Below are 26,157 nucleotides of genomic sequence, written 5' to 3'. Positions count from 1 at the left end.
GGGCATGCCATTTTGGTGTTTATGGCACAAAAACCTTGATTGCCTTTTCGAAGATAGCAAATTCGACAGGTGTTTGTGTCTTCAGTTCGCCATCAAGGTTGACGGGGCGGGGTCTGCTCGTTCTGATCGTCAGTGCCTTGGTGGAAAAGGCGCGGACATCATGCCAGTTTCCATGAGTGCCACGCCGGATCGCGGGCAGCAGGCCAAGCAGGCGCCACCAATGGTCCACTTCCAGACTATAAAAATCGAGCATTCCATCCGTTGCGGTGGCGTCCGCATGCACAGACATGCCGCCGCCATAGAACCGGCCGTTTCCGACAGAAACCTGCAGGGTCTTGAGAGTTTCTACCTTTCCGTCGTGGTCGAGATCGGCGGTAAAAAGCTGTGACTTCGCCAGCAATTGGGCGGCAACGATTGCATACCCCAACTTACCCCACCGCTTCTTTGCATCCTGGGTCAGCGATGCCGCGAGGTCAGCACTGAAACCGATGCTGGCAACGTTGAAGAACGCATGCCCATTGGCTGTGCCAAGATCCACATCGATGGTCCGGCCACGAGAAATCACCTCAATCGCTGCACGAAGATCCTGCGGAATGCCCATCGTCCGTGCAAAGTCGTTTGCTGTCCCAAGAGGTAGAACGCCCAAAGGCAATCCGGCTTCCAGCAAACCTGGTGCTGCGTTGTTGAGACTGCCGTCACCACCGCCAACAACAACCAGATCGACGCTGTCACGATGAGACGCGATAGCCTCCGACGTGTTTGTAAAATCCTGTGATGGTTCAACCACATCAAAGCCAGTCTGGAGGAGCAGTTGGCGTGCCTGAACAAGGCTATCACGCCCACGTCTGGCATGGGGATTAATCAGGAGTAGTGCTCTTTTGAAGCGTGTTTTGTCTATCATGGTCTCGATGCTCATGCGTTTCATATGTGTGGCGCACCACAAAACCGCAATGAGCACCGACGTCATTGAGACCATCTACGCGATCAACTAGATGGCAACCTGCGCTCCCAACTCGATGACGGGTTAGGCGGAAGTGTTCCCGATATTGATATGGTGGAGGGATTAGCAGCACTCAATGAAAAGAGTGAGGAAGATCAAGGTGGACTTATGCATTGGATTTCGCGTTAGGACGCGATACTTGCTATTCCTAGATAGTGCGACTTAGCACCCTGGGTGTGAGATCGGTCCTGATCACACATCGTCGTCCGTGCATGTCTAGTCTGCATGCCTTCGACCGTTTGGGTAGCGTTGATTACGGCAGTGAGAGAATTTCGCCATTTTTGACTAATCATCAATCGACTTTGCGACTGCGGGTCGAATCCTTTCAAGGCGAAGTACTCGCATGCTATCTTGAACTTTAGCAGGATGAGCCAAGTTTCCATTCTGGGTCGCCTCACGAAATCGAACGTAACCAATCGTCAGAAAACAACTATTTCGATTTTGACGGATTACTCACAATGGAAAACGGGCTCTTGCTGATCAGGCAACCAACACGTGGTGCTATGATCGCTGGCCTGATTGGCTCACTCGGAGCGGCGATGGAAAGCTCCTACGTTCCACGTCGCGCAAGGGCGATCAGACGAGAACCTCGCAAGTCAGTCCTTTTCCATTCAGTTCATGGCAGAAGGCTGTGATCGATTTGCGCAAGATTGCCTCGAACTGCAGAACCAAACGTGAGACAGGACGATTGCGGGAATAAAGCATGGCAAATGTCAAAGGCACGTCTCGTTCGTAAGGTACTGCCACGACCTGCCCAAGCGGATCGAAAGGCAGAACCAGCGGATGCGCAAAAGCTATACCCATGCCGCATTGAACCATATGGAGGGAAGCGACCGACTGGTTTGTCGTCAGTATCTGGAAACTCTCGACTTCAGTTCTCAAGCTTTCCCGCAGCACAAAACCGGGGGTCGTCTGCGCGCCGTGAACAATGATGGTTTCATTTTCCAGATCACCTGCAGTGATGATGGATTTTGAGGCGAGGGGGTGTCCGACCGGCACAAGGCACACCATAGACATTCGGAGCAGAGGCTGGACGGCTACACCCGCCTCATCCAGTGGCATGAACGCAAAGCCGATATCGCAATATTCCTGACGGATCTGCCTGACGACATCACTTGCGGTATAGACCTCAAGCCGCAATCTGACCTGACTGCGCTCTGCCCGAAAAGCTCCTAGTGCGGTTGGCAGGATTCTGGCCGTAAAGGACGGCACTGAAGCAATCGACAGTGCGCCCGCCCGCATATCCTTAAGTTCTTCGGCTTTTCCCCTCAACGTCGCCATCTGCGCAAAAAGCCGCTCCACATCCGGTAGAACATTATTTGCTTCGATTGTCAGACGCGTTCTGCCATTCGAGCGGACGAATAACGCAAATCCAAGCTGCGCCTCGAGTTCCTTTAGCGTCTGGCTCACTGCCGGTTGTGAGACCCGCATCAACCGCGCTGTTTCCGTTACGCTCTGGGTCCGGGCGAAGAGCCGAAACGTCTCCAGCTGACGTATCCCGAGGTTCATAATCTTTTCCTTATGTCACTATAGAGCTTTTGTATTAGTTCTAATGTTAAAACTCTGCAATTCTCAATCTTGGGAACATAAGAGCATAAAGCAGGACCGGAACACGTTGGATAATATCCTTGAAATAACAGGCCTTGAGGTCGACATCGCCATGAAGGCGGGCATTCTTCATGCCGTCCGGGGCGTGTCATTTTGCATCGCCAGTGGAGAAACCCTCTGCCTCGTTGGCGAATCGGGTTCCGGAAAGTCACTCACGGCACTTTCAATCCTTGGTCTGTTACCGCCAAACGCATCCCGCCGTACGAACGTTGCGACTTTTGTCGGACAGGATATCGCGCATTTGTCGGAACGGCAGATGCAGGATCTTCGCGGACGATCCATTGGAATGATTTTCCAGGATCCGATGATGGCCTTCAATCCGACAATGACGGTGGGACGGCAGTTGGAGGAAGTGTATCTGCGCCATATCAAACGGGACAAGAAAGCCGCCCGTGCGAAAGCTGTCGAACTGCTGTCGCGCGTTGGAATGACGGAGCCTGAAGGCCGGATGACGCAGTTTCCCCATCAACTGTCCGGCGGACTTCGCCAGCGTGCGATGATTGCCATGGCGTTGATGTGCGAACCGAAACTCCTGATTGCCGATGAGCCGACCACCGCACTCGACGTGACGATGCAGGCTCAGGTGCTGTCTTTGCTGAAGTCCATTCAGACAAGTTTTGGCGTCTCCATTCTGTTCATAACCCACGATCTTGGGGTGGTGGCGGCGATTGCCGACAGGGTTGCCGTCATGAAGGCCGGGCAGGTCGTGGAAATTGGTGACGTCTACCAGGTTCTGAAAAGCCCACGCGACGATTACACCCGAGCGTTGATTGCCGCAGTTCCGAAAGCCAAGCCGCTAATTGCGTCACAACGAAATGTCATTGGGAGTGTTGGTCATGTTTGACAAAGCCCGCAACATTTCTATGGAAACTGCGATGGCCACCCGCGAATTCGCGATCAAAGGCAAGAAGCAGCCGTTTGTCGCAGTAAATGAAGTCAGTCTCAGGTTGTACGAAGGAGAATCGCTTGCACTCGTCGGAGAGTCCGGTTCCGGCAAAACAACACTTTCGCGCATGATGCTAGGACTTCTGGAACCCACACGCGGCGACGTTCAGGTCTTCGGGCGTGATATTTCGACTTATTCCCGTTTGCAGCTTGCGGCGCTGGTGCAGCCGGTTTTCCAAGATCCCTATGCCTCCCTGAATCCGCGCAAGCGTCTCTTGGATATCATATCGATGCCGCTTAGGGCGGCACGCAAAGTTGGTCACGATGAAACGCGGCATCGTGTTGAAGACCTGTTACGCAAGGTTGATCTTCCTGTTTCCTTTTCCGAGCGGTTTCCACACGAACTTTCCGGAGGTCAGCGTCAGCGTGTTGCGATTGCGCGTGCGCTCATCAATCAGCCACGAATCCTTGTCTGTGATGAGCCGACATCGGCGCTCGACGTCTCAGTACAGGCCCAGATACTCGAGCTTCTAAAAACACTTCGGGTAGAGATGAACCTCTCCTACCTAATCGTGACCCACAATATCGGTGTCGTAGCCGAATTGTCCGACCGTGTGGCCGTCATGTACAACGGGCGTATCGTTGAGGATGGTCCTGTTGACGATGTTCTGTCGTCACCCACTCACGACTACACCAGACGGCTTCTCTCGGCTGTTCTGCCGGTGGACCCGGATCTTGCTCGACCGCTCGTGTCGCCAGATTTTATTCCTCCCCAAACCAGCATATCTTGAATCGGAGATACTCCATGTTGAATTTAGCTCGAAAGAGTACCCTTGCTCTTTTTGCCGCAAGCATAGCCTTCACGCCTGTAGCTGCTTTCGCTGGCAAAGATGACGATACCCTAGTTGCCGCGTTCCAGGCCAAGCTCCCAAGTCTGGACCGCTATCATTCGCCTGGCCGCGAGGGATTTCTGCTTGGTTTGCTTGCCTATGATGCGCTTGTTTATCGCGATCCGAATACCTTCGAGCTGAAGCCCTTGCTGGCGACTGCGTGGAAGCAGGTGGATGACAAAACCTGGGAATTCGACCTGCGTCAGGGCGTGAAATTCCACAATGGCGATCCGATGACCGCCGAAGATGTTGCCTACAGTTTCATGTATGCCGCCGAGCCTGCAAACAAGGTCTTCAACCGTATGACCGGTGGCTGGATTGAAAAGATCGAAATCGTCGATCCTTTCAAGGTTCGGGTGGTTGGCAAGCAGGTAACACCTCTGGCTCTGGAATACATTATTCAGCTCCCGATTGTACCTAAAAAATACCGGGAAAGCGTTGGCTTGCAGGGATTTGCCGAAAAGCCTGTGGGTACGGGTCCTTACAAGATCAGCGGCGGTAGCGGCAACGATGTGATCTTCACACGTAATGACGACTACTTCGAAGGCGGTGGCAAGAACAAGCCGCACATCAAGACCTTGGTATACCGGGCAGTTCCGGACGTGAACACACAGGTTGCCGAGCTCATCAGTGGCGGCGTTGACTGGGCTTATTACATTCCGGCTGATCAGGCCGATCGCCTGAAGATGATGCCGATGGTGGATGTGGTGAATGCAGACACTTTCCGTATCGGCTTTCTTACTCTGGACGCTGCTGGCCTTTCCGACGAGAAAAGCCCTCTCAAGGATGTTCGTGTTCGCCAGGCTATCGCTCATGCGGTTAACCGCGACGCCATGGCAAAGTCGCTGGTTGGCGGGGCCTCCAAGACAGTCCCTTCGGCGTGCACTCCATCGCAGTTCGGTTGCTTTGCCGATGTCACGCAATATGGATATGACGTCGAAAAGGCTAAAGCTCTGATGGCTGAAGCCGGTTATGCGGATGGCTTCGATATCGATATCTACGGTTATCGCAGCCGCCCTGTCGCAGAGGCCATCATCGGTTATCTCGGTGCCATTGGCATCCGTGCGAACCTTCATTGGCTGCAGTATTCGGCCGTCATCCAGCAGCGTCGCGATCACAAGACTCCAATCGTCATCGATGACTTCGGTTCGGCGGGTGTGAATGACGTAGGCGCCATCCTGCCGTTCTTCTTTGCTGAATCCCCGGATGATCAGTCGCGTGATCCAGTCGTGACGCAGGCGGTGAAGGATGCCGGTGCGATCGCCGATCCTGAAAAGCGCAAGGAGCTTTATGCAACCGCTCTGAAGCAGATTGCAGATCAGGCCTATTGGGTGCCGATGTTCAGCATGCCGGTCAACTATGTGACGGCAAAAGATGTCACGGTTCCTGTTCCGGGAGACGAGAACGTCGAATTCTGGCGCGCCACTTGGAAATGATTATCTTTCCGCTCCGGCGCCACGACTGCCGGAGCGGAGTTTCGCATAAGGACGAACAGAGATGGCTTATTACATCGCCCGAAGACTAGGCCTTGCCATACTGGTGATGCTGACCATTTCCTTCCTGAGTTTTGTGATGCTCAAGATGTCTGGTGATCTGGCGATTTCACTTGCAGGCGAGGGAAGTGGCGCCGACTATGTCGACTTTCTTCGCAAGACATATGGCTGGGACAAGCCGCTGATCGCGCAATACTGGGATTGGCTTCTTCGGGCACTGCAGGGTGATATCGGTACTTCGTTCTATTACGGCAGTCCTGTCGTCACACTGGTCCTCGATAGAATGCCCGCGACTTTGGCACTGGGAGCCATTGCGATCGTCATGGCATTGGCCATGGCTATTCCTCTTGGTATGGCCGCCGGTCGTGCGCCTGGCGGGATGGTGGATCGCATAGCCTTGTTCATCGCGCTTCTCGGTGTGTCGACACCAATTTTCTGGCTCAGCTTCATCCTTATTCTGGTGCTCGGGTTACAGTTCGCTGTGCTGCCGATCTCAGGCGGCGGTTCCTTCAAGCACCTGCTAATGCCGGCAATGGCGCTTGCGTTCTACTCGATGCCGGCCATCATCCGTATTTCTCGCGCAGGCATGATCGAAGTGATGCGTTCCGACTATATCCGCACCGCGCGCGCCAAGGGCCTGCGCCCGTGGCAGATTTATCTGCACCATGCTCTTCGCAACACGCTGGTTCCGGTTGTCGCTGTGGCCTCCGTCCAGTTCGGCTTCCTGCTGGGTGGTTCTGTTGTCGTAGAGAATATTTTTGCAATTCACGGGATCGGGTACCTGACCTGGGAGGCTATCAACCAGAATGACTACCCCGTCGTTCAGGCAGCGCTTCTGGCAGTGTCCTCCGCTTACGTCGTCCTGACGCTTCTGGCCGACCTCATCAACGTGATGATCGATCCCCGTATCAGATTGGACTGAACATGCGCCTGCATATGACTGAAAACACACCAACAGCGCGCCTCTGGAAAGGTCCCCGTATTCCTGTCGGTCGCTGGGGTCTGACAACGGGGGCGGTCATTATCGGGCTGATTGCCATCGTCGCAATCCTGGCACCATGGATCGCGCCTCACTCACCATATGAGCAGTCGTTGACCGACCGCCTTATCCGTCCTGTCTTCATGGAAGGTGGCAACTGGAACCATATTCTGGGAACTGATCACCTCGGCCGGGATTATCTCAGCCGTCTGATCTATGGAGCAAGGCTGTCGATTATCATCGGCTTTGGTACCATCCTGCTTTCGGCGGTCATGGGCATCGGTCTTGGGCTTTTGGGTGGCTTCTTTGGTGGCCGTATCGATATGGCCGTCATGTTTTTGCTGACGGTCCGCCTTAGTCTCCCCATAATGCTTGCCGCGATTTCGCTGGTCGGCCTGCTTGGCAATTCTTTGCCTCTGATGATGCTCATTCTTGCCTGTTTTCTGTGGGATCAGTTCCTTGTGGTGACGCGGTCCCTGACCATGCGTTATCGCAATGCCGAGTTTGTTCTGGCGGCACGCGCTGCTGGATTATCGAATTTCCGCATCATGACTGGTGAAATCCTCCCAAACCTTGTGAGCCCGCTGATTGTTGTCGGCACGCTTGAGATGGCACATGCCATTCTTCTTGAGGCTGCTCTTTCGTTCCTCGGTCTCGGCATTCGTCCACCCGATAGTTCTTGGGGCCTGATGATCGCGGAAGCCAAAGACTTCGTGTTCTTCGAATCCTGGCTCGTCAACATTCCCGGTCTGGCGATTTTTGTGCTGGTCGTTGGAATAACCTTTCTAGGCGAGGGATTGCGCAGTCTTCTTGCACCCGATGCCTCGCAATAACCGTCAGATCAGAGTGAACAGTATGACCAAAGATATCTATCGCATGACCCTTCGCGAAATGGGTGAAAGTCTGCGGGATGGAAGCCTGACCGCGATTGCAGTCGTGGATCATTATCTTGAGCGGATCGAGAGGATCGATCCTGCACTAAATGCTTTCGTTTATCTGGATAAAGACGGTGCGCGCGGCGCAGCCGCGCAAGCCGATATGCGGTTCAGCGCCGGTGAGCCGCTTGGTCCGCTGGACGGCATTCCTGTTGCAGTCAAGGATAACCTCCTGGTCGCTGGCATGCCCTGCGTATGGGGTACGCGACTTTTTGAAAACTTTAGCACAGAGACCGACGAACTGCCCGTTCAGCGGTTGCGTGAGGCGGGGGCGGTTATTCTCGGCAAGACGAATGTCCCGGAATTTACGTTGCGCGGCTTTACCGGAAATCCGGTTTTCGGCTCGACAGGCAACCCGTGGAACCCGGCGCTGACCCCAGGTGGATCCAGTGGTGGATCGGTGGCAGCGGTTGCTGGCGGACTTGCGCCCTATTCCATCGGCACCGATGGCGGAGGCTCGATTCGACGCCCAGCCGGTTATACAGGGATCGTTGGCTTGAAGCCTTCAATTGCCCGTATACCACGTAACAATGGCCTGTTGCCGCTGCTTTCCGACTGCGAGGTTGTTGGGCCAATTGCTCGGACATGCGATGATATTCGCGTAATCATGAGTGTGATCGGTCATGCAACCAGTGAGGATCAGCGGTCATATGGTTTCCGGCCAATATCTCTGGATGCAGAAGAACCAAAAGCATTGCGTATTCTGTTTGTAGAACGTTTCGGAGAAGCACCTGTCGATCCCGAGATCGTTGCTCTATGCTCGGCATCTGTTGATGTCATGCAACGCCTTGGCCATCAGATAACACGTGGATCATTGCCACTGGACCTTGGGCCGATCTCAAATGGCTGGCAAATACTGGCAAATGCAGGATTGGCCAAGCTCGCGCAGGACATGCCATGTTTCTTCGATCTGGTCTCACCGGCATTTGCAGATCAGGCGAGGGCAGGTGGCAAACTCTCTGCCAGCGATTATGTCGGGTTTATTGAAACGATCAATGCTTTCCGCTTTGCGGCCGGCAAATTGTTCGAAGATTTCGATGTCGTCATAACGCCGTCGTCTGCTGCTCATCCATGGCCGCGAGACACGCAGTTTCCCCCTGTTATCGATGGCAAGGATGCGGGTCCCCGTGGTCACGCAATTTTCACCAACTGGGTGAATGCATGCGGGCATCCGGGCATTTCGCTACCCGCAGGCTGGAACAGCGACAATATGCCCGCGGGCTTGCAGGCTGTTGGGGCCTATGGCGCGGATGATCTGCTTCTGGATTTTGCAATACAATTCGAGAAGGCTCAGCCCTGGGCTCATCGCTGGCCAGCATTGGCAACAGTCTGATGTCATCCATCCGTACGAGTTTGTTCGACCGGCAATTGATTGTCCGGGTGTTGGAGACATTGGCTGTAGGTGCATTAGGCGGGGGGCTTCTCGAGCTTTCGGGCTTCCCTGCCGGATGGCTGTGCGGCTCTATGCTTGCAGTAATCGTCGCCGTGTTCGCAGGGAGACCGTTACGAATTCCAGATGGATTGCGGGGTGCTGCGTTCATCTTGCTGGGCTCCTCCATGGGGGCTGGCATAACCCCGGAAATGCTGGTCAAACTCGAAAAGTGGCCTGCCAGCATAGCCCTTTTGGCTATTTCGGTGGCGGCAACCATGGTTGTCGGGACACAGTATCTCATCCGTCGGCATGGCTGGGATCTGGCATCGGCGCGATTGAGTTCTGTCCCGGGGGCGCTTTCGGCTGTTTTGGCAATTGCAGGCGACAGCAAGGGGGATCTCGTCAAGATCACCATCAGCCAGACATTGCGGCAAATCGTTCTGGTTTCACTTGTACCCTTGCTGATCTATGTCAGTCCGGCAGGGGCCATGCAAATCGAAATCCGGCAGGCATCGGTATTTGATATCGGAGTGATGCTTGTGGCTGGCAGCATTGGTGGTCTCATCTGCGCCAGATTACGCATTCCCGGTGGCCTCTTGCTTGGCGCTCTTCTGGCCAGCGGTTCATTGCATGCAACTGGGATCGTCGAAGGCGTACTTCCTGCTCCAATATTGATCGTGGCCTATATTGTCGTTGGCTCTGCCATCGGTGCAAGACTTCGTGGAACAAGCCTGCCAGCTATCATAGCACTTTGCGGACCGGCACTTGGAAGCATTGCTTTTGCGATTGTTATTGCTGGCTTTTTCGCAGCGCTGGCGGCTTTTTTGACAGGATTGCCATTCAACGAGATCTGGCTGGCTTTCGCACCAGGTGGCGTTGAGGCCATGACCGTGCTTGCCTTTGCCCTCAACCTCGATCCGAGCTTTGTCAGTTCGCATCATCTCATCCGGCTTGTCGGTCTGATGGTGTTGAGCCCAGTCTGGACAATTGGACTAGGGCGCGGCGGTCAATCCTGAAACCGCCACGCCTGCTTCTATTTATTCGTGATTAGATATTTGGCCAGCGATCCGCCCAGGGGAACTTTTGTTCATAAGCTGCGGCCACCGAGAGCAGGTCCCAGTCACCGCCGAAGGGTGCGATGACCTGGAAACCGATTGGCATGCCATCCGATGCAGGATCGCACGGGATACTAATGCCTGGAAGACCGGCGGAATTCACGAATCCTGTGAACGCCCGGTGATATGGTGGTCCGAATTCCTCTGCTTTCCATGGCATTGCGCCTGCAGACGGGGTCATGATGAAGTCATAGGTTTCGAATGCGACGGCGAGTTGCGCGTAGATTTCCCTAAACGCCATCAGTGCATCGACATAGTCGATCGCAGAGAGCGACTTGCCCTTTTCGATCATCGGCGGATAGGCGGTCCCGATATTACCTTCCCAATCCGTATCTTTCAGCAGCCATGCAAGTCCGGAACCGCCGATTGCCGGCCAATGTTTCTCGAACAGCGCAACATCGAAGGGAGCCGCGCCGGTTTCCACTTCAAAGCCAATCGACGCCAGATTTTCGGCTGCCTTGGCACAGGAAATACGGATTGGTTCTTCAACAGGCATGTCGGCTAGCTGTGGGACATAGAGGACTTTCAAGCCCTTGCGCGCAGGTGTGAGTTTACCCTTTGTGAAGCCGTAGGATGACCGGTCGTGCGGGTGCGGTCCTTCCACAGCCGATAATGCCAGGGCGACATCGGCGACCGTGCGCGCTATGGGCCCGATGATCTCGAAGTCATGCAGGATTTGTGGCAGTCCGTTGATGCGCGCGACGCGACCGGTCGAAGGTTTGAGGCCAACAAGTCCGTTATGGGCTGCCGGACGGCGAATGGAGCCACCGCCATCGGTTCCGAAAGCAATTGGTGCGACACCAGAAGCCGTTGCAGCCGCGCCGCCGCCTGTGGAGGCACCGCTGGTTAATTCCGGGTTCCATGGGTTGCGCGTCGTGCCAAAAGCCAACGTGCTGACATTGCCGCGGCCGAGTGTGAATTCCGAAACATTGGTCTTGCCAAGAATGACAGCACCCTGTGCTCTGATCCGTGCGACGGGCAATTCATCTTCAGGCGAAATCTGATCGAGGAACAAATTGCTGCCCCAGGCACAACGCAGGTCCTTCACATGGATATTATCCTTGATAGTGACTGGAATACCGTCAAAGTCGCCGAGTGGTTGCCCTTGCGCAAAGCGCTTGTCGCTTTCAGCCGCAGCCGTTCTTGCGCCATCGACGTCCATTGTTGCGAACAAATTAAGGTTGGGATTGACGGTTTCGTTGCGCTTGAGAACCTCTTCAAGAACGGCGGTCGGTTGCAGCTCGCCTTTTCTGTACGCCGAGTGCAGCTCGGATGCGGAATAGGACCATAACGGTTTACTCATTTTTTCTTCCTCAGAAATGCCGGTTTTTGATGTGGCAAAGCTGAAGGGGAGCAGGGGGGATGTCCAATAAGAAACGCGGATAAAGGCATAGGCTATTACTAATGTCGGATTAGTTCGGTTTTGCGGATATGCCAAGTTCGTTCAGGTGCTTCGCGAAACCACGCATCTCTTCGCGAACCTGGGTAAGAAACGATTTGGCCAGAGGCGAAAGTCCTGGTTTTTTCAAATACACAGCAACCAGTGATCTGCGGATCTCCGGTTTGAAGGCGGCGACGGCAAGGTCATCGTTTCCGCGTGGAGACAGTACGAAGGGTAGGGTGATGGCTATGCCCAGACCCTGCCGTACAAGGTCCGCTGACACCACGGAGAGGTTAGTGGTTAGAAAGCTGCTTTCATTGGTGTTACGGTCGAAAGACATGCGTACATCGAATTCCTGACGTACCTGCTGACCGAAAGTTATGACAACTTCGTCTTTCAGCGCTTCCGGTGTCAACACTGGTGTGCCTGCCAATGGGTGATGCGCTGGCATCAGGCATATCATTTCCGTTGCCATCAACGGTCTCACAACCATGTCAAGATGTTCGACAGGCAGAAACGTAAAGCCGATATCGGCGGAACGATCCTGAACCCGTCTTGTAACTTCACGGCTGGAATAGGCCTCGATGCTGATGCGCGTCTGCGGATGGGCGTCCTTCAGCCGGCTCAGAGACTGTGGCAGAATCCATCCAGTCAGGGGGTGGACCGTTGCAATCGAAAGACTGTTATCCTGTTCTCCGCGCAGTCGTGCGGCACGCTCTCGCAGGGCCTGCATATTATCGAGAACGTCTTCCATGTTTTTCAGTAGCAACTCTGCATTCGCGGTCAGCTTGAGCGGACCGTTCCCACGAATGATTAATTCAACCCCGAGCTGGTTTTCCAGATCCCTCAGCGCCTGACTGACCGAGGGTTGGGTTATGCGTAAGAGCCTCGCCGTCTCGGTGACGCTCATGACGCGGGAGAAAAGGCGGAAAACTTCCAGATGCCGAAGATTCGGGTTCATGTGCACTCCAGGGCAATCGTTGCCTCCCGCTCAGACCATAGGCATTTTCCTATGAAAATATAGAAGGAAAATATTGGACGCACAGTAGATCATGGTCTCCAATCCGGTCACGGGAAGGCGCCATGCAGCGAGAGATTCACACCGTTAAAGGTCTTGGCTCTGGCTTTTCCCCAATAACAAAACAAGGGAACTCCATTCATGCTTTCACGACTATTCGCTCTTGCTATTCCTCTTTCTACGTCACTGGCACTCGCATCGAGCGCTTGCGCGCAGGAACTTGCCTATGCTTCCAAACTTGTTTCACCGGGAACGATCACCATTGCCACGACCGGAAATGCTCCTCCCATGACCACGATGGGTGGCGATGGTACGCTTACCGGGTTTGACGTGGAGCTTTGCCGCACGGTGGCCACCGGCCTGAAGCTGAAAACCGAGTTCGTGCGAGTCGATTTTGCCGCGACAATCCCCGGCCTGAAAAGCGGGCGGTTCGACATGATCTGCTCTGCAACTGCCCGTACCCCACAGAGGCTCGCATCGCCCGATCTGTTCATGACCGAGCCGACGGTGGAGAATTTTTCAACCCTGCTGGTCAAAGCTGAAGGTGCAACGATTGCTGCGGTAGGTGAAGCCAAAGGCAAAACCATCGGGGTCGTACGTGGCGGTCAGGAAGGCAAACTGCTGTCCGATTTATTCGGTGAAGACGTCACGGTCACGACGTATCCCGGTATTGCCGAGGAAATACTCGATCTCAAAAATGGTCGCATCGATGCTGTTGCGATCAACTACATCACCGCCAGCCATCATGTTCACGGTGATCCGGCGCTGAAGATTCTTGTACCTGGTTTCGAACGTGATGGCGTTTCTCCTTACACCCATGCATTGATCGTTAGCCGTAGTCAGCCAGAACTGCTGGAAGCGGTGAATGGTGAACTGGCGCGACTGAAACAGAGTGGTGAACTCGCCAAGCTTCAAGAGACCTGGATTGGTCGTAACTGATAGCGGGCAGCGATCATGGATTTCGGTTTTCTCGTTGAGAGCCTGCCCATCCTTTTGCGGGCAGCCTGGACAACTGCGTGGCTGACAGCAGCTACGCTCGTCTTGTCCACGATCGTCGCTCTGCCTCTTGCCGTATGCGGTCTTCGCAGACCCGGACCGTTGTCGTGCGTCATTCAGGCCTGCAGCACACTGATGCGTTCCGTGCCGACACTCGTGATCCTGTTTCTGGTCTATTACGGCCTGCCGGAGATTGGAATTGTTCTACCAGCGCTGGTCACAGCACTGGCAGGACTTATGCTTTCGGCGGTTGCCTATACGATGGAAATATTCCGGTCAGGATTGAAATCGGTCGATCCCGGGCAGTACGAGGCAGCAAGTGCGCTTGGTATTCCTGCATGGAGGGTATGGATTTGGATCATCTATCCTCAGGCATTGCCTGTTGTCGTTCCCACATGGCTTTCGAACGCAACGCTAATCCTGAAGGGTACATCGGTCGCCTCGATCATCACAATCCCCGAACTCACAGCCAAGGCCAACGAACTGGTCGCCGAGAGCTACCGGCCATTTGAAATCCTGCTATCGACTGCCGCAATCTATATCCTGCTTGGTGGTCTTCTTTCCCTAATTGCACGGGCCTCCGTGCGCCGATGGAGTCCAAAATGAGCGCCGGCCAACCGAATCAACCGAAAATAGGTTTCGTTAGTCTCGGGCAGGGGCCGCGTCTTGATCTGGACAGCTATCATCAACGCCTGCTGAAGCAGACGGGTATCAAGGCACACGTCATTTGGCGACATGTCCTTGATGGGCTTTCTCACGAGGCGCTGGCGTCTATGGCTGCGAAAGATGGCATGCCTGCTATTCGCTCCAATCTGCGTCAGTCGGGTGAGCATAGCGCTCTAGGCCCGGGTTGGACTGCGCGTTGGTTTGACCGTGACAGTTTCATACCGCTGGTCCAGGAAGCCATCGATGATCTGGAAGTGAAAGACGGTGTTGATCTGACCATCATTTGTGCTGCCGAGGAGTTTCCTGCTTCAAGCTTCCGATCAAACCGTCCGGTTGTCCTGCCAAGCATTGCGATGGCTGCTTATGCGCAATTGCTGGCAAACACCAAACCAACTGCAACTTTAGGACTTCTTGTTTACGGAGACCGCCAACGCCAGCAACAAAAGGATGGATGGGCAGCCAAGACCTGGGCAGGTGACCTTAGTCTCGTCTTTTGCGGTCATGGCAACAACCTCGACGCTGCTGCCGAAGAGTTCCGGTCAAACATACCTGACCTGATCCTGGTCTGGGCTTATGGCGCCGGTGTCGGGCAGGGAAAAGATGGTGCTGAAAGTCTCTCGCTGAAACTCGGCGTTCCCGTTATTTCGGCAGCCGTTGCGTCGATTTCAATGGCCGCAAAATTGCTTCCGAGGGCGAGCGAGAAGGTCAGCTCATGATCGCTATATGGTCAACAGTTCTCAATCTTGCACCATCAGTGGCGAGTGCAACACTGAATGCCTTGTTTCTCTTGGTGACAACCGTATTTCTATCAAGCTTTTTGGCTGTCTGGTTGACGGTTGCGGATATTGCTGCGCCGAAAGCCCTGCGCCTTTTTATTAGGCTCTACAGCTGGCTTGCACAAACTACGCCACCACTCATCCTGCTGTTTCTGGCGTTTTATGGATCGACCGCATTTGGATGGTTTATCTCGCCAATGACGGCTGCTGTCATTGCCTTCGTGCTTTTTGCGACAGCCTATTATTTCGAGATATTTCGAGCGAGTTATAACGGCGTTCCGCAGGACCAGTTCGAAGCTGCATATGCGCTTGGCATTCCCCCGCTAAGCTTTGCGATAAAGGTAATAATTCCTCAGGTCGTCAGGATTGCCGCCGCACCGTTTATCGGGCGGACGACCGTTCTGTTCAAGGAGACCTCACTGGCGTCGGCGATATCGGTAAGCGAAATCATGAGCACTACCAGTGCCTTCATCTACTCGGGAGAGAACCCTTTGCTAATGGTCGCTGTCGCGGGTGCAATCTATGCGATTATCAACACATTCCTGATCACAATTGAAAAACGCTGTACTCGAAGGATGGCAATCGCATGAGTTCTGTTCACGCAATCGCACATTCTTACACAACACGCTGGCCAGAAAAACCGGACCCTGTTCATGCTGTCGAGTTGCGCGGTGTCGGGCTTTCAATTGGCGATCAGGGCATTTTGAACAATATCGATCTTGCCATTCGCAAGGCGACGACCACGGCGATCATTGGTCCCAGCGGATCAGGCAAAACCACTCTCCTGCGTTGCATCAATTATCTTGCACGGCCAACGGCAGGTGAGGTCTGGGTTGGTGGACAGCTTGTGGGACATCGTGAGCGCAATAACAGGCTTGTTCCTGCTGGTGAGCGATTATTGCGCCACCACCGGCGACAGACAGGAATGGTTTTTCAGAAATTCAACCTGTTCCGTAACATGAGCATTCTTGAGAATGTCGCTTTTGCTCCTGTATCTTCGGGTATTTGCACCCGTGAGGAAGCCAACGATCGAGCGCGGCGTCTTGTTGCCCGCGTTGGATTGGCGCACAAGCTGGACAGCTTGCCTGAACAGTTATCCGGTGGCCAGCAGCAACGCATAGCCATTGCTCGTGCTCTTGCGATGGAGCCAAAGGTCATGCTCTTCGACGAGGCAACATCGGCTCTCGATCCAGAATTATCGCGAGAGGTTCTTCTTCTTATGCAGGAGCTTGCAGAAGAGGGGATGACGATGATTGTTGTCACCCACGAAATGAGTTTTGCCCGCAACGTTGCCCACGAGGTGGTCTTCATGGAAAACGGGTCGATTTACGCCAAGGCACCCCCGGCTGAATTGTTTTCCGACCTCGCGCCGGAAAGGGTGCAAACGTTCCTTGCAGCATGATTGTGCCTTTTACAGATCAATCTCCACCCAATGAAAGAATGAAAGCATGACATTTTCTCTCGTTATCCGTGGCACTGCAGTTTTACCCGATGGTCTGCTTGAGCATGGATGGGTCGGTATACGCGATGGGAAGATCGCTGCAGTTGGAACGGGTGAGGTACCCGCGAGCGACGAGGTTTTCGACGCTGGTGACGATCTGATCATCCCGGGCGTCATCGACGGTCAGACGCACGCCTGCAGTTATGGCGGCTTGCCGGGCATTGCCTCTACGACTCGGTCTGCTGTCGCGGGTGGCATCACCACGATAGTCGACATGCCCTATGACAATCCCGATCCGCTCAACTCGCTGGCAACGCTCAACGCCAAGATTGCCGCCATTGGCAAGCATGCCCACTCCAATGTCGCGCTGTATGGCACCGTCATGCCGGGCCAGTCGACAGATGAGATCGCCGGTCTGATTGCGGGTGGCGTTGTGGCCTTCAAGATTTCGACCTTTGAAAGCAGCCCGACTCGCTTTCCGCGTATATCTTCAAACCAAACGTTGGAAATTTTCAACGCGCTTGCGGATACTGACATTCCGCTTGGTGTCCACAATGAAGACCAGGAAATCGTGCGTGCGCACATCGCCGCAGCCAAGGCTGCAGGCCGTGATGGCATCGAGGCTCACTCGGAAAGCCGACCCGTGGCAGCCGAGATGGCGGCCACAGCGCAGTTCCTTGAGCTCGGTGCCGCTGCTGCTGCCCATGCGCATATCGTGCATTTGACAACGACACGCGGGTTCGACATCGTCGAGAACTACCTCTCTGATGGTTACCGTTCAACCGGCGAACTGTGCGTGCATTATCTCTGGTTCGACCCTGAGGCCGACGGCGCGGAACTGGGCGCTAAGATGAAGGTCAACCCGCCGATCCGCCCCGGTCAGATCGAAGCCTTGTGGGGCGACGTTATTTCCGGCCGGGTGGCTTTCGTCAGTTCGGATCATTCCTCCTGGCCGATCGACAACAAGTTCACACCATCGATCTTCGAGGCGGGCGCGGGCGTTCCCGGTCTTGAAACCCTGCTTCCGGCTTTCTTCACCGGTGCAGAACTGCGTGGCTATGATGCCGTCATGTTGACCGTCGAGCAACTGTGCGAACGCCCTGCCAAATTCTTTGGCCTGTGGCCCCAGAAAGGCACCCTGAGCATTGGTGCTGATGCCGACATCGCCATTCTGAAGGCTGAAGCGCAAGTATGGGACGCCGCCAAGGCGCATGACGAGTTGAACTGGAGCCCCTTCGACGGTCGTGAATTCTCCGTCAAGGTTTCGCGGACATATGTCGGCGGAAAGCTGGCCTTTGACGGTACAAACGTCGTCAACGCAGCCGGTGACGGGCAGTATGTCGCCCGCGGCACGTCCAGCTGGTTCTGACCTTCGGAGACAAAAGATATGACACTGATCAACAACGAGACATCGGGCGTCTTCGTGATTGCCTGCACACCGTTCACTGACAACGGCGCCATCGACGTGGCGAGCGTCGACAGAATGGTGGACTTCTATTACGACAAGGGCGCCGATGGTCTGACGATCCTCGGCATGATGGGAGAAGCACCGAAGCTGACACAGGCAGAATCCATCGATATCACCCGCCAGACGATTGCCCGTTCGGCCGACAAACAGGTGGTGGTCGGCGTTTCCGCACCGGGTCTGGCCGCGATCGGCGAACTGACCAAGGCGGTGATGGACATTGGCGCTGCCGGTGTCATGGTCGCACCGCCATCCAGCCTGCGCACCGACGAGCAGATCATCGGTTACTACCGCAACGTCATCGAGACCATCGGCACCGATGTGCCCGTCGTGCTGCAGGACTTCCCGTTGTCTACCGGCGTGCAAATCTCGTCGCGGACGCTTGGCGTGATCCTGGAGGCGCATCCGAGCATCGTCATGCTCAAGCATGAAGACTGGCCGGGCCTGCAGAAGATCACCGATCTGCGCGAGGCGGAAGCAAAGGGCCGTCGTCGCACCTCCATCCTGTGCGGCAATGCGGGCGTGTTCCTGCCGGAAGAAATGCAGCGCGGAGCCGATGGGGCGATGACCGGGTTTGCCTATCCGGAGATGATGGTCGAGGTCTGCCGCCTTTGCGATGAAGGCAAGCATGACAAAGCACAGGACCTGTTCGACGCTTATCTTCCGTTGATGCGCTACGAACAGCAGCCGGGCCTTGGCCTCGCTATTCGCAAATATGTGCTGGCCAGACGCGGTGCCATCACCAGCGCTGCACAGCGCCGTCCCGGCGCTTCTCTCAATGCCAAGGCCATCGCTGAAGTCGAACGACTGATCGAGCGTCAGACACGCAAACTAGATGAACTGAAGTAAGGCATCGATACCATGGACTTTATGATTTCCGGCAAGACCGCACTCGTTCTCGGTGCTAGCCGCGGCCTGGGGGCCGCCATCGCCAAGGGACTGACCGCAGAGGGCGTCAAGGTTTTTGCCGCTGCCCGTAATGTCTCGGCGATGGAGGAGACCGAGAGCTTCATTCCGGTCAGCGTTGATCTTTCCGACGCCGCATTAGTGGCAGCGCTGATCGCCACGATCAAGGCTGCCGGCGGCGTCGATATACTCGTCAACAACTCCGGTGGGCCGAAGGCTGGTCCTGCGGTCGGCCAGTCGAAAGATAGCTGGACAAGCGCATTCGAAAGCATGGCGACTTCGATCTTCGCGGTCACCGATGCGATGCTTGAAGGCATGATCGACCGCAAGTGGGGCCGCATCATTACCATTGGGTCTTCCGGCGTTGTACAGCCCATACCCAACTTGGCGCTTTCCAATGGTGTGCGCGCCGCCGTGTCAGGCTGGTCGAAAACGCTGGCCGGTGAAGTTGCCCGTCACGGCATCACAGTCAACATGATCCTGCCTGGCCGGATCGACACCGACCGCGTGCGCGAACTGGATGCCGGCAGGGCCGAGAAGACCGCCAACACGGTCGAAGCCGTGCAGGAAGCATCGCGCGCCGAAATCCCGGCCGGTCGTTACGGAAAGCCGGAAGAATTCGCGGCCGTCGCGGTCTTCCTCGCCAGCGAACATGCAAGTTACGTCACCGGCTCTGCCATCCGCGTTGATGGCGGAATGATTAGGGGTGCATGAAGAGTGCTGGCTGAGCGCCTTCATACTCAATGGTGCTGATCGAGCGAAATTTCGAGCATTGCATAGTTCGCGGGGATTGAAGCTGGTCGCCATTCCGGTCAGAGCTGAATGTGCGCGGCCCCGCGCATACCATCACGCCCAACCTTTCAAGGCTCTACCTGAGTAGTAGCTTGGCGTCGTCGCGCGATAGAGTGGAATGGTCGCAGCTCCTAAATGCGGTACTTCGCTTAACTCCGATTTGCGGATTTCCGGTGGCTCAACGAAAAAGTCCTCGCCGAGAGTTTCCAGCGATCCAAGCCTTTCGACAATTTCCGCTATGAGCCAGGCCGGCAACGATCCGCCAAAAACAATCGTGGAGGGATCGAGTGTTCTAGCAACAGTAAGCGCCAAGCTTCTAAGCTGATCCGTCGCGCGCTCCAACCACTGCATAACAATAGGGTGATCAGAATAACTTTCGTCAATGTCACAAAGACGATTGATCGTGACACCGCTGCTGTCCAGAAGATTGCAAAGATCCTGGCCTGAGGGGCGGTGATGTGATTTGGGGAAAAGGCCGCCAAATTCTCCGGCATTTCGGTTGCTACCTCGATAGAGATGTCGCTGCACAACAACACCCCCTCCGATGCCATATGTCAACCAGATCATCGCGAAGTTTGCGAGGTTACGGCCAACGCCGTAATAGAGTTCAGACAGTATCACAGCCTTACCGTCATTCTCGTGATGTACCGGGTAATCGAAGAACGGCTGGAAATCCCTGTCAACGTCGACGTCATGCCAGCCAGTAAACTGAGGGATTTGAAAGACGTGGCCCGGGTTGCGAGAGAAATGGCCCGGAAATGACAGGCCGCAACCAAGTATTCTCCGCTTGTCGACCTTTGATGCGGCGACAACCGCCCGTGTTGCTGGGGCCGCTATGCTCATAATGTGCCGGAAGCTGTGATCGCTCAGATCTTCGCGAACCTCCGCCCTGATCTTGCCATTGAGATCCGCCACGCAGATCCTCAAATCATCCGGATTGAAGTAGACTCCAATAGTGAACAGGCCATCGGGAGCAAGCTCCAGAGCGGTTGAAGGTTTTCCCCGGCCCGAACCACCAGTCCGATTAGCCTCGGCTTCACGGATGAGACCTGCCTCCAGCAGGCTCGATGTCAGTCGCGTGAGGGTGGGAGCTGAAACGTCCATGTCACGCGCGAGTTCAGTCCGCGACATGCCGCCGCGGCCGCGCAACATTTCGATCAATCGACGTTCGTTATAGCCGAGGTTAATCAAATCTGTCCCCTGTCTCACATCTCTCCATTTGCATAGCTTAGTTCACTAGACGTAGCATCTGATTTCTTTTGCCCCTGCGTGGACGCGCATGAATTCTGTGAGGTGGTCGGACTTTAAAACAAGCAATAACAGTTGCTTATTCAAATTGTGATAGTTTTGCGAAATCAGTCTTGACATATTTAATTACGTAATGAAAATTAATCGTAGCGCTGAATATGATTGATAGATCCAGGCAAACTGGACGCGGCAAATCGACATGCGCTTTCGGGAACCAAAACAATCTGGAGGCCACATTGGGCTATGTTCGTAATTTTGTGACCGCTCTCGCCACGAGTGCGGCTATGTTCGCTTCGCTGTCGGCTGCTCATGCTGACGGGACCGTTGTGATCTACTCAGCAGCTCCCCAGCAGATGATGGACGATTTGCTCCCAGCATTTGAGAAGAAGACCGGCACCAAGGTCGAGCTCGTCAAAGCCGGGTCAGGTGAGTTGATGAACCGCATCAAGGCGGAAAGCGGCAAACCGGCGGCCGATGTCCTGTGGAGTGTTGATGGCACCGTCATCGATTTTTCCGCCGATCTCTTCCAGCCCTACGAGGCGAAAGAAGCTTCGGCGATCACTCCCTCGCTGGCGCCAAGCAAGAACTGGATCCCTTTCACGGCTGTTGTCACAGCGTTCATAGTCAATCGTGATGCCCTAAAGGGTGCCCCGGTACCCACGTCTTGGGAAGATCTTGCCAAGCCGGAATATAAGGGACTGATCTCGTCGGCTCGCGCCGACCAGTCCGGTTCGGCATATATTCAGCTATCGACCGTGCTTCAGCTTTTTAAGCCTGAAGAAAAAGGCTGGGAAATTTACAAGGGCATTCTTGCAAACACCGTCTTCTCAACATCCTCCGGTGCCGTGCCGCGTTTCGTCAATGATGGTGAGCAGGCGATCGGCATTACCCTCGAAGACGCCGCGCTTCGTTACAAGCTTGGCAACGCACCGGTCGATATCGTCTATCCGAAGGAAGGCACCGCAATTGCTCCGGACGGTATGGCCATTGTCAAAGGGGCGCCGAACGCAGCAAACGGCGAGGCCTTCATCGACTTTATCATCTCGAAGGAAGGCCAGGAGGTTGTCGCCAAGCATGGTCGTCGGCCGATCCGTGGTGACGTTGCAGCCAATGCTGCCCTCGTGCCGCTGTCTGAAGTTCCGGATGCAAAATACGACTTTGCATGGGCCGCTGAGAACCGCGAACAGGTCATGAAGACCTGGAACGATGTCATGCTGGATATCCAGTAACATGAACGGACGGACATGGCATGTTTGCCGTGTCCGTTTCTCCCATTTGATCCGCCATTCCCATTCGTTCGTCCGCAGGCATCAAAACTCCTGACGGTCTACGGAGACGCTTTATGTCCGCTGTCGAAATCTCAAACATCCGAAAAAGTTACGGGGCGACCGTCGCTCTTTCGGACATCAATATCTCCATTCCGTCCGGCTCGTTTTTTACGCTGCTTGGTCCAAGCGGCTGTGGCAAAACCACCCTTCTGCGCACGATCGCCGGTTTTCACCAGCAGGATAGCGGTAGCATTGCGATTGCCGACCAGAGGATTGAGAACGTGCCCGCGCACAAGCGCAATGTGGGCATGGTTTTCCAGGATTATGCAGTTTTCCCGCATATCAGCGTTGCAGACAACATCGCCTTCGGTTTGAAGCAACGTAAGGTTTCACGCAGTGAGATCGAGCGTCGCGTTGCAGATATTCTCGATGTCGTGCAACTGAAAGCCTACGCCCAGCGTATGCCGCACGAATTGTCCGGTGGCCAGCAACAGCGTGTCGGTCTTGCCCGTGCTCTCGTCATAAATCCGCAGGTCCTGCTGATGGACGAGCCACTCTCCAACCTTGATGCCAAGCTGCGTGTCGATCTGCGCCGCGAACTGCGCGCTATTCAGCAGTCAATGAACATCACCACTATCTACGTCACGCACGATCAGGAAGAAGCGCTGGCGATGTCAGACTTCGTTTGTGTCATGTATGGTGGCGTCATCCAGCAGGCGGCGGCTCCCTGGGAAGTTTACAACAGTCCGGCCAACCGGTTTGTTGCGTCTTTCGTCGGTGCCAACAATTTTATGGCACTTTCGGTAGAGGGTGCACAGGCTGCCATCGCAGGGACCGCCGTCGTGCTGCCGCAACTGACAGGGGCGGCAACCGGTAAGCCGCTTGTCGCCGCAGTGCGTCCGGAATTCATCTCGGTCAATGCCGCAGCTGGCGATGATCTCATTCGTCTGCCTGTAAAAATCCGGCAGGTCAGCTTTACTGGCCGCGAAATGGCCGTCGCCGCCGTGCTTGCCTCCGGCGAGGAAATCGAGGCGATCACCAAGCCGACGCCTGACATCATCGCGCTTCATCCCAACGACGATGCCACTTTTGCATTTGCCGCCAGCAGCGTGCAGCTTTTTGAGGACGGCGTGACCGGGGCGAGGGTGCTTTGATGGCTATGACAACTGCCACATCCGCTCCCTTGAGCCGCTTGAGAATGCCCGGTTTCTGGACGGTGATCACCGCTCTGGCCGTTATCCTCCTCGCGGTCTTTCTGCTTCTGCCGATTGCCAATGTGCTGGCGATCAGCTTCTTCGATGCGTCAACCGGCGATTTCGGCATTTCCAACTATGTGCAGGTTCTGACCCGGCGTTTCTACACGCTGGCTTTGTGGAACACGATCGTGATCGGTCTCATGGGGATGCTCGGTGCCTGCCTGATCGGCATACCGCTCGCGTTTTGCACGTCCCGCTACCGCATTCGCGGCCGCGCCGTGATCGCCACTTTCGCGGTTCTGGTACTCTGTGCACCTCCGTTCATCGGCGCCTATGCGTGGATCATGCTGTTCGGCTCAAACGGTGCAGTTACAAACGCTCTACAGGCTATCGGTATACCGGCACCGACGATCTATGGAATTCCTGGTATCGTTATGGTCTTCAGCCTGAAATTCTTTCCATACATCTATCTGATGACGGAAAACGCGCTGAACACGATCAACAAGTCCTACGAGGACGCTGCCGAAAATCTTGGCTGTACCGCTTTCCAGCGCTTTTACAAGGTCACTTTGCCGCTGATATTCCCAGCTGTCAGCACCGGTGCCATCATATGTTTCGTGCTGTCGATCGCCGATTTTGGAACGCCTGCCATTCTCGGTCGCGGCGTCCGCACACTGGCAACCATCGCCTATTCGCAATACACATCCGAAATGGGCGGCACGCCAACGATGGCGGTCACGGTTTCGATGCTGATGATTGCAATTTCGATGATCGCGCTTCTGCTGCAACGCCGTATTCTCTCCAAGCGTCGTTATGCCAGCGCGCTGACCAACCGACCCGTCAAGAAGTCAATGTCACCGCTGAAATCGGTTCTCGTGCACGGCTTCTGCTATCTGGTTGTCTTCATTGCGATGCTGCCGGCATTTACCGTCGTGTACACATCGTTTCTCGAGACAAGCGGACCCGTCTTTACCGGCAATTTCGGGCTTGGCAGTTATGAGCGTATTCTTCGGGATTCTCCGCAGGCAATTTACAACAGCTTCCTTTTCTCGCTGGCAGCCGTCGCCATGATTGCCGTCGTCTCCGGCCTCTTGTCCTTCATCGTCGTCAGAAAGGACAATGTTGTTTCCGGTTCGCTCGATCTCGTTCTGATGGTGCCTTACCTGATCCCGGGTGTGGTCATGGCAATCGGATATGTCGCAACCTTCCGTCATCCACCATTCGATATCACCGGCACTGCCTTGATCATCATCCTTCTGGTTTTCATCCGGCGCCTGCCTTACGGCGTGCGTTCGACCACATCGATCCTGCGGCAGATCAAACCATCGATCGAGGAGGCGGCAGTTAACCTCGGCGCATCACCGGCAAAAACCTTTGCCTCGGTGACCGTGCCACTGATGATGCCAGGCCTGATCATCGGTTCGCTGATGAGCTTCATCACTGCCATCAACGAACTGTCGTCGACGCTTATTCTTTATACGTCGCGGACAGTGACCATGCCGGTGCTGATCTACGTGCAGGTGATCGACGGCGAGTTTGGTACGGCAGCCGCCCTGTCAACCCTGCTGCTGGCCTCGACCGGACTGTGTGTCTTCATCGTTTTCCGTTTCTCGGATCGTAAGGAATCCGCGTTCGTCTGATCCCCGGCCTCGGCCAATCGACAGGTGTGACCGGCGCTTCAGGGCGCCGGACGGCCCCCTGTCGCCAACAGGACCTGCATTTATGAATATCGAAGCATTTTCACGATCCAAATATAAGAACGGCGCCAAGCCGGGTGATGACATCATTCTCATCGAACCGGACACACTTCTGGCGGTTTTCGACGGCGCAACCGATCCGACTGGCGCCTTTTACAACGGCGAAAGTTCCGGTCGCATTGCAGCCCGAAGCGCCGCACAATGCACGGCGCGCCTTGCCGCTGCGGGCACGCTTTTTTCGGCGTCGGGCCGTGAGATCTTTCAGGCGTTGAGTGACAGCGTCCGCGATGCGGCAATCGAGCGCAACATTGCCCATCCACCATCAACGACGGCGGCAATCGTCGTCAGCGCGGGCGATCATTTTCGTCTCTTGGCACTCGGTGACACGGGCATTCGCATCAATGGCGAGACCATCTATCAGCATCACAAGCTGATCGATACCGTCAGTACAGCGGCACGTATTGCCGTGCATGGGATTTTGTCTGATCGGATGGACGACAGCGACGAAGCCGAAATGGCGACGCGCAAGGTCATTTTTGATGGTCTTGATGCAGCCGTGGCGACGGGCCGTTTGACTGCACAAGAGGCATCAACAGCGATTGCCACCGCCGTTGCTACCGCGAAGACTGCTCTGGAAATCGCCGAAAAGTTTCTAAAGGGCGGCATCCGCACGCAATTCCATTACGCCAATAGCACGCAACCGCTGGGCTACGCCTCGATCAATGGCAAGGACATCACCATCGATGGTTTGACCGATGTCCTTCTATCAAAAAACGACGTGACGAGCATCGAAATTTTCTCGGATGGTTACGTCTCGATCCCGACTGGTGGAATTCACGTCGGCGACTGGGAGAGGGAATTCGAGCGGGTTGAAGCCGTCGATTTTCACAAGACCGGTGCCTTTCCTGCCGTGAAAGGCTCGACCTCTGTCGAAAGCTGTGATGACAGGACGATCCTTTCTGCCACGCTTCCACGATCAGTCGCGATCTGAACCCACAATACCGCTGCCGCCGGGCAACCAGGCCGGCTT

Annotated in this window: 24 protein-coding genes; 19 read left to right on the top strand and 5 right to left on the bottom strand. The window is 55.2% G+C overall.

Annotation, left to right across the window (positions count from 1 at the left end; translation table 11 throughout):
* Positions 1–19 precede the first annotated feature (19 nt).
* Together HGO37_RS13840 and HGO37_RS13835 are read right to left on the bottom strand one after the other, a co-directional pair.
* Positions 20–901 (bottom strand): lipid kinase, encoded by an 882-nt coding sequence (locus tag HGO37_RS13840; RefSeq protein WP_250983803.1) that lies wholly within the window; start codon positions 899–901, stop codon positions 20–22.
* A gap of 675 nt (positions 902–1,576) precedes the next feature.
* Positions 1,577–2,509: a LysR family transcriptional regulator gene (locus HGO37_RS13835; protein WP_250983802.1), complete on the bottom strand. Its 933-nt coding sequence runs from the start codon at positions 2,507–2,509 to the stop codon at positions 1,577–1,579.
* A 106-nt stretch (positions 2,510–2,615) separates the two neighbouring features.
* Between HGO37_RS13835 and HGO37_RS13830 the strand changes: the two genes are divergently transcribed.
* The 7 genes from HGO37_RS13830 (at position 2,616) to HGO37_RS13800 (ending at position 10,178) form a co-directional block, all read left to right on the top strand.
* Positions 2,616–3,452 carry an ABC transporter ATP-binding protein gene (locus tag HGO37_RS13830; RefSeq protein WP_250983801.1) on the top strand — a complete coding sequence of 279 codons (837 nt, stop codon included), beginning with the start codon at positions 2,616–2,618 and terminating at the stop codon, positions 3,450–3,452.
* A complete protein-coding gene (locus HGO37_RS13825) occupies positions 3,445–4,284 on the top strand; it encodes an ABC transporter ATP-binding protein (protein ID WP_192489958.1) in 840 nt (279 codons plus the stop codon). Before HGO37_RS13830 ends, HGO37_RS13825 begins: the two co-directional genes overlap by 8 nt.
* A gap of 14 nt (positions 4,285–4,298) precedes the next feature.
* Complete coding sequence (locus HGO37_RS13820) at positions 4,299–5,819, top strand: ABC transporter substrate-binding protein (RefSeq protein ID WP_250983800.1); 1,521 nt, start codon at positions 4,299–4,301, stop codon at positions 5,817–5,819.
* A gap of 61 nt (positions 5,820–5,880) precedes the next feature.
* Positions 5,881–6,798 (top strand): ABC transporter permease, encoded by a 918-nt coding sequence (locus HGO37_RS13815; RefSeq protein ID WP_192489960.1) that lies wholly within the window; start codon positions 5,881–5,883, stop codon positions 6,796–6,798.
* Between the two features lie 2 nt (positions 6,799–6,800).
* Positions 6,801–7,688: an ABC transporter permease gene (locus HGO37_RS13810; protein ID WP_250983799.1), complete on the top strand. Its 888-nt coding sequence runs from the start codon at positions 6,801–6,803 to the stop codon at positions 7,686–7,688.
* Between the two features lie 22 nt (positions 7,689–7,710).
* Positions 7,711–9,123, top strand: coding sequence for an amidase (locus HGO37_RS13805; protein ID WP_250983798.1), 1,413 nt, complete (start codon positions 7,711–7,713; stop codon positions 9,121–9,123).
* A complete protein-coding gene (locus tag HGO37_RS13800) occupies positions 9,123–10,178 on the top strand; it encodes an AbrB family transcriptional regulator (protein WP_250983797.1) in 1,056 nt (351 codons plus the stop codon). The genes HGO37_RS13805 and HGO37_RS13800 overlap by 1 nt, the downstream gene beginning before the upstream one ends.
* Before the next feature lie 31 nt (positions 10,179–10,209).
* Here HGO37_RS13800 and HGO37_RS13795 read toward each other — a convergent pair whose 3' ends face one another.
* Both HGO37_RS13795 and HGO37_RS13790 read right to left on the bottom strand, forming a co-directional pair.
* On the bottom strand, positions 10,210–11,580 hold the full coding sequence (locus HGO37_RS13795; protein WP_250983796.1) for an amidase: 1,371 nt from the start codon (positions 11,578–11,580) through the stop codon (positions 10,210–10,212).
* 109 nt (positions 11,581–11,689) lie between these two features.
* Positions 11,690–12,619, bottom strand: a complete 930-nt coding sequence (locus HGO37_RS13790) for a LysR family transcriptional regulator (protein WP_192489965.1) — start codon at positions 12,617–12,619, stop codon at positions 11,690–11,692.
* A gap of 198 nt (positions 12,620–12,817) precedes the next feature.
* Between HGO37_RS13790 and HGO37_RS13785 the strand changes: the two genes are divergently transcribed.
* The 8 genes from HGO37_RS13785 to HGO37_RS13750 are packed head-to-tail and all read left to right on the top strand — an operon-like array spanning position 12,818 to position 19,640.
* Positions 12,818–13,615: a substrate-binding periplasmic protein gene (locus HGO37_RS13785; RefSeq protein WP_250983795.1), complete on the top strand. Its 798-nt coding sequence runs from the start codon at positions 12,818–12,820 to the stop codon at positions 13,613–13,615.
* A gap of 15 nt (positions 13,616–13,630) precedes the next feature.
* Positions 13,631–14,278, top strand: coding sequence for an amino acid ABC transporter permease (locus HGO37_RS13780; RefSeq protein ID WP_250983794.1), 648 nt, complete (start codon positions 13,631–13,633; stop codon positions 14,276–14,278).
* Complete coding sequence (locus HGO37_RS13775) at positions 14,275–15,054, top strand: AroM family protein (RefSeq protein ID WP_250983793.1); 780 nt, start codon at positions 14,275–14,277, stop codon at positions 15,052–15,054. The genes HGO37_RS13780 and HGO37_RS13775 overlap by 4 nt, the downstream gene beginning before the upstream one ends.
* The gene (locus tag HGO37_RS13770; protein ID WP_250983792.1) at positions 15,051–15,704 is read left to right on the top strand and encodes an ABC transporter permease subunit; all 654 of its coding nucleotides are present in this window, start codon (positions 15,051–15,053) and stop codon (positions 15,702–15,704) included. Before HGO37_RS13775 ends, HGO37_RS13770 begins: the two co-directional genes overlap by 4 nt.
* Positions 15,701–16,516 carry an amino acid ABC transporter ATP-binding protein gene (locus HGO37_RS13765; protein WP_250983791.1) on the top strand — a complete coding sequence of 272 codons (816 nt, stop codon included), beginning with the start codon at positions 15,701–15,703 and terminating at the stop codon, positions 16,514–16,516. The genes HGO37_RS13770 and HGO37_RS13765 overlap by 4 nt, the downstream gene beginning before the upstream one ends.
* 46 nt (positions 16,517–16,562) lie before the next feature.
* Complete coding sequence (locus HGO37_RS13760) at positions 16,563–17,924, top strand: dihydroorotase (protein WP_250983790.1); 1,362 nt, start codon at positions 16,563–16,565, stop codon at positions 17,922–17,924.
* An 18-nt stretch (positions 17,925–17,942) separates the two neighbouring features.
* Positions 17,943–18,869, top strand: a complete 927-nt coding sequence (locus tag HGO37_RS13755; RefSeq protein WP_250983789.1) for a dihydrodipicolinate synthase family protein — start codon at positions 17,943–17,945, stop codon at positions 18,867–18,869.
* A 12-nt stretch (positions 18,870–18,881) separates the two neighbouring features.
* The gene (locus HGO37_RS13750; RefSeq protein ID WP_250983788.1) at positions 18,882–19,640 is read left to right on the top strand and encodes an SDR family oxidoreductase; all 759 of its coding nucleotides are present in this window, start codon (positions 18,882–18,884) and stop codon (positions 19,638–19,640) included.
* A gap of 132 nt (positions 19,641–19,772) precedes the next feature.
* Here HGO37_RS13750 and HGO37_RS13745 read toward each other — a convergent pair whose 3' ends face one another.
* A complete protein-coding gene (locus tag HGO37_RS13745; protein ID WP_250983787.1) occupies positions 19,773–20,909 on the bottom strand; it encodes an ROK family transcriptional regulator in 1,137 nt (378 codons plus the stop codon).
* Positions 20,910–21,250: 341 nt separating this feature from the next.
* Here HGO37_RS13745 and HGO37_RS13740 point away from each other — a divergent pair, with 341 nt between their 5' ends.
* The 4 genes from HGO37_RS13740 to HGO37_RS13725 all read left to right on the top strand — a co-directional run bounded on the left by HGO37_RS13740 (position 21,251) and on the right by HGO37_RS13725 (position 26,118).
* A complete protein-coding gene (locus tag HGO37_RS13740) occupies positions 21,251–22,195 on the top strand; it encodes an ABC transporter substrate-binding protein (RefSeq protein ID WP_250983786.1) in 945 nt (314 codons plus the stop codon).
* A gap of 113 nt (positions 22,196–22,308) precedes the next feature.
* The gene (locus HGO37_RS13735; protein ID WP_250983785.1) at positions 22,309–23,388 is read left to right on the top strand and encodes an ABC transporter ATP-binding protein; all 1,080 of its coding nucleotides are present in this window, start codon (positions 22,309–22,311) and stop codon (positions 23,386–23,388) included.
* Positions 23,388–25,070 carry an ABC transporter permease gene (locus HGO37_RS13730; RefSeq protein ID WP_250983784.1) on the top strand — a complete coding sequence of 561 codons (1,683 nt, stop codon included), beginning with the start codon at positions 23,388–23,390 and terminating at the stop codon, positions 25,068–25,070. The genes HGO37_RS13735 and HGO37_RS13730 overlap by 1 nt, the downstream gene beginning before the upstream one ends.
* An 82-nt stretch (positions 25,071–25,152) precedes the next feature.
* Positions 25,153–26,118, top strand: coding sequence for a PP2C family serine/threonine-protein phosphatase (locus HGO37_RS13725; RefSeq protein WP_250983783.1), 966 nt, complete (start codon positions 25,153–25,155; stop codon positions 26,116–26,118).
* The last annotated feature ends 39 nt before the right edge of the window (positions 26,119–26,157 follow it).

The sequence above is a fragment of the Rhizobium sp. CG4 genome, from assembly GCF_023701965.1.
Taxonomy (GTDB): Bacteria; Pseudomonadota; Alphaproteobacteria; order Rhizobiales; family Rhizobiaceae; genus Agrobacterium.
This window is presented reverse-complemented; position numbering and strand designations above follow the sequence as displayed.